Origin of the sequence: Escherichia sp. KCJ4928 (assembly GCF_004352695.1) — a bacterium.
GTDB lineage: Bacteria > Pseudomonadota > Gammaproteobacteria > Enterobacterales > Enterobacteriaceae > ECMA0423.
In genome coordinates this window covers 1-4,023 of record NZ_SJWV01000258.1, presented here as the reverse complement: position 1 = coordinate 4,023, position 4,023 = coordinate 1, and the positions used below count along the sequence as shown (strand labels likewise).

Sequence of the window (4,023 nt, the reverse complement as noted above, 5' to 3'; positions counted from 1 at the left end):
AATAAAAAGACTATTGTTTATAATATTGTTCTCAGCATTATATGATTATTTGTCCTGATAACTCTCCTATGTTGAATGTTTATATGATTTTCCTTGAAACATATAATGCAAATTTTCGATTTATTTTCCATCATTAATCCAGATAAACAACAAACTAATAGTATGCAAGGAGACATTATTTGTTTCGCCAGGATGCTTTAGAAAACAGAAAAATGAAGTGGCAGGGACGGGCAATATTACTTCCCGGAATACCACTGTGGTTAATCATGCTGGGAAGCATTGTGTTTATTACGGCATTTCTGATGTTCATTATTGTTGGTACCTATAGCCGCCGTGTTAATGTCAGTGGTGAGGTCACAACCTGGCCAAGAGCTGTCAATATATATTCAGGTGTACAGGGATTTGTTGTCAGGCAGTTTGTTCATGAAGGGCAGTTGATAAAAAAAGGGGACCCTGTTTATCTGATTGACATCAGTAAAAGCACACGCAATGGTATTGTCACTGATAATCATCGCCGGGATATAGAAAACCAGCTGGTTCGTGTGGACAACATTATTTCCCGTCTGGAAGAAAGTAAAAAAATAACGCTAGATACCCTGGAAAAACAACGTCTGCAATACACAGATGCGTTCCGTCGCTCATCAGACATTATACAGCGTGCAGAGGAAGGGTTAAAAATAATGAAAAATAATATGGAGAATTACAGATACTATCAGTCAAAAGGACTGATTAATAAAGATCAATTAACTAACCAAGTTGCATTATATTATCAACAACAAAACAACCTTCTCAGTCTGAGCGGACAAAATGAACAAAATGCCCTGCAGATAACCACTCTGGAGAGTCAGATTCAGACTCAGGCAGCAGATTTTGATAATCGTATCTATCAGATGGAACTGCAACGACTCGAATTGCAGAAAGAACTGGTTAACACTGATGTGGAAGGCGAAATCATTATCCGGGCGTTGTCTGACGGGAAAGTTGACTCCCTGAGTGTCACTGTAGGGCAAATGGTCAATACCGGAGACAGCCTTCTGCAGGTTATTCCTGAGAACATTGAAAACTATTATCTTATTCTCTGGGTCCCGAATGATGCTGTTCCTTATATTTCGGCTGGTGACAAAGTGAATATTCGTTATGAAGCCTTCCCCTCAGAAAAATTTGGGCAGTTCTCTGCTACGGTTAAAACTATATCCAGGACTCCTGCGTCAACACAGGAAATGTTGACCTATAAGGGAGCACCTCAAAATACGCCGGGTGCCTCTGTTCCCTGGTATAAAGTCATTGCGACGCCAGAAAAGCAGATAATCAGGTATGACGAAAAATACCTCCCTCTGGAAAATGGAATGAAAGCCGAAAGTACACTATTTCTGGAAAAAAGGCGTATTTACCAGTGGATGCTTTCTCCTTTCTATGACATGAAACACAGTGCAACAGGACCGATCAATGACTAACAGGAATTTCAGACAAATTATAAATCTGCTTGATTTGCGCTGGCAACGTCGTGTTCCGGTTATTCATCAGACGGAGACCGCTGAATGTGGACTGGCCTGCCTGGCAATGATATGCGGTCATTTTGGTAAGAATATTGACCTGATATATCTTCGCCGGAAGTTTAATCTCTCTGCCCGTGGAGCAACCCTTGCAGGAATCAATGGAATAGCGGAGCAACTGGGGATGGCCACCCGGGCTCTTTCACTGGAGTTGGATGAACTTCGAGTCCTCAAAACGCCGTGTATTCTCCACTGGGATTTCAGTCACTTCGTCGTTCTGGTCAGCGTAAAGCGTAACCGTTATGTACTGCATGATCCGGCCAGGGGCATAAGATATATCAGCCGGGAGGAAATGAGCCGATATTTTACAGGCGTTGCACTTGAGGTCTGGCCCGGAAGTGAATTCCAGTCGGAAACCCTGCAGACCCGCATAAGTCTTCGTTCACTGATTAACAGTATTTACGGTATTAAAAGAACGCTGGCAAAAATTTTCTGTCTGTCAGTTGTAATTGAAGCAATCAATCTGCTAATGCCGGTGGGGACACAGCTGGTTATGGATCATGCTATTCCTGCGGGGGACAGAGGACTACTGACGCTAATTTCTGCTGCTCTGATGTTTTTTATATTACTCAAAGCTGCAACGAGTACGCTGCGCGCATGGTCTTCACTGGTTATGAGCACGCTCATCAATGTACAGTGGCAGTCGGGGCTGTTCGATCATCTTCTCAGACTACCGCTGGCGTTTTTTGAACGCCGAAAATTAGGTGATATCCAGTCACGTTTTGACTCCCTTGACACATTGAGGACCACATTTACCACCAGTGTGATCGGGTTCATAATGGACAGCATTATGGTTGTCGGTGTTTTTGTGATGATGCTGTTATACGGAGGATATCTCACCTGGATAGTTCTCTGCTTTACCACAATTTACATTTTTATTCGTCTGGTGACATACGGCAATTACCGACAGATATCAGAAGAATGTCTTGTCAGGGAGGCCCGTGCCGCCTCCTATTTTATGGAAACATTATATGGTATTGCCACGGTAAAAATCCAGGGGATGGTCGGAATTCGGGGGGCACACTGGCTTAATATGAAAATAGATGCGATAAATTCGGGTATTAAGCTAACCAGGATGGATTTGCTCTTCGGAGGAATAAATACCTTTGTTACCGCCTGTGATCAGATTGTAATTTTATGGCTGGGAGCAGGCCTTGTGATCGATAATCAGATGACAATAGGAATGTTTGTAGCGTTTAGTTCTTTTCGTGGGCAGTTTTCGGAAAGAGTTGCCTCTCTGACCAGTTTTCTTCTTCAGCTAAGAATAATGAGTCTGCACAATGAGCGCATTGCAGATATTGCATTACATGAAAAGGAGGAAAAAAAACCTGAAATTGAAATCGTTGCTCATATGGGGCCAATATCCCTGGAAACCAATGGTTTAAGCTATCGTTATGACAGTCAGTCAGCACCGATATTCAGTGCTCTGAGTTTATCAGTAGCTCCGGGGGAAAGTGTGGCTATAACTGGTGCTTCCGGTGCGGGAAAAACCACATTAATGAAAGTACTATGTGGACTATTTGAACCTGATAGCGGGAGGGTACTGATAAATGGTATAGATATACGCCAAATTGGAATAAATAATTATCACCGGATGATAGCCTGTGTTATGCAGGATGACCGGCTATTTTCAGGCTCAATTCGTGAAAATATCTGTGGTTTCGCAGAGGAAATGGATGAAGAGTGGATGGTAGAATGTGCCAGAGCAAGTCATATTCATGATGTTATAATGAATATGCCAATGGGATATGAAACATTAATAGGTGAACTTGGGGAAGGTCTTTCTGGCGGTCAAAAACAGCGTATATTTATTGCACGAGCCTTATACCGGAAACCAGGAATATTATTTATGGATGAGGCAACCAGTGCTCTTGATTCAGAGAGTGAACATTTCGTGAATGTTGCCATAAAAAACATGAATATCACCAGGGTAATTATTGCACACAGAGAAACAACGTTGAGAACTGTTGATAGAGTTATTTCTATTTAAACTATAGAGGAATTACAACCGTATAAGGAATATTTCTTCCTGTTATAATTCCTCGTTATGCTCAGATATCTGTTGGAGGAGGAATGGAAGATAGACAATCCACCAAGAAGAAATATCATTCTGTGTGGATTGTCCAATAACTGTTCTTTCTTATATTAAATAAGAGTATTTATAAACAAACATCACTAAGATTATTTGGACTCCAATTACACAATCTTCCCGCAGCATAGTTCCATGCTTCTGAAGGTATCCCTTCGGGTTTTTGCTTAATTGTTCCTCCTAAACCGGATGGAGACATTGCAGGATTAGGTTTATGAGTGGATGCATAGTCATATATTGCACCTCCAGCCACCCCCCCAGCAGCTGCTCCAATTCCTCCTGCAACAAATTGCCCGGATAGTGTTCCTATAGCCATCGCAATATCACGCCCTGAAGCACCACCAGAAACAGAATCTAATTCATTTAGAGTCAGAGTTCTCA

At 42.0% G+C, this 4,023-nt stretch carries 3 protein-coding genes; 2 read left to right on the top strand and 1 reads right to left on the bottom strand.

What is annotated here, in order from left to right; genetic code table 11:
* Positions 1–179 precede the first annotated feature (179 nt).
* Entirely contained in the window at positions 180–1,454 is a 1,275-nt protein-coding gene (locus E0D98_RS21865) for an HlyD family secretion protein (protein ID WP_021573925.1), read from the top strand.
* Positions 1,447–3,543: a colicin V export peptidase/ABC transporter CvaB gene (gene cvaB / locus E0D98_RS21860; RefSeq protein WP_021573924.1), complete on the top strand. Its 2,097-nt coding sequence runs from the start codon at positions 1,447–1,449 to the stop codon at positions 3,541–3,543. Before E0D98_RS21865 ends, cvaB begins: the two co-directional genes overlap by 8 nt.
* Positions 3,544–3,712: 169 nt before the next feature.
* Here cvaB and cvaC read toward each other — a convergent pair.
* Positions 3,713–4,023: colicin V (cvaC, locus tag E0D98_RS21855; RefSeq protein WP_131890999.1), on the bottom strand; the 311-nt coding region annotated here is incomplete at its 5' end.

Excerpts from the sequence above, each read along its gene's own strand:
- cvaB (WP_021573924.1), top strand. The coding sequence starts at position 1,447 with ATGACTAACAGGAATTTCAGACAAATTATAAATCTGCTTGATTTGCGC.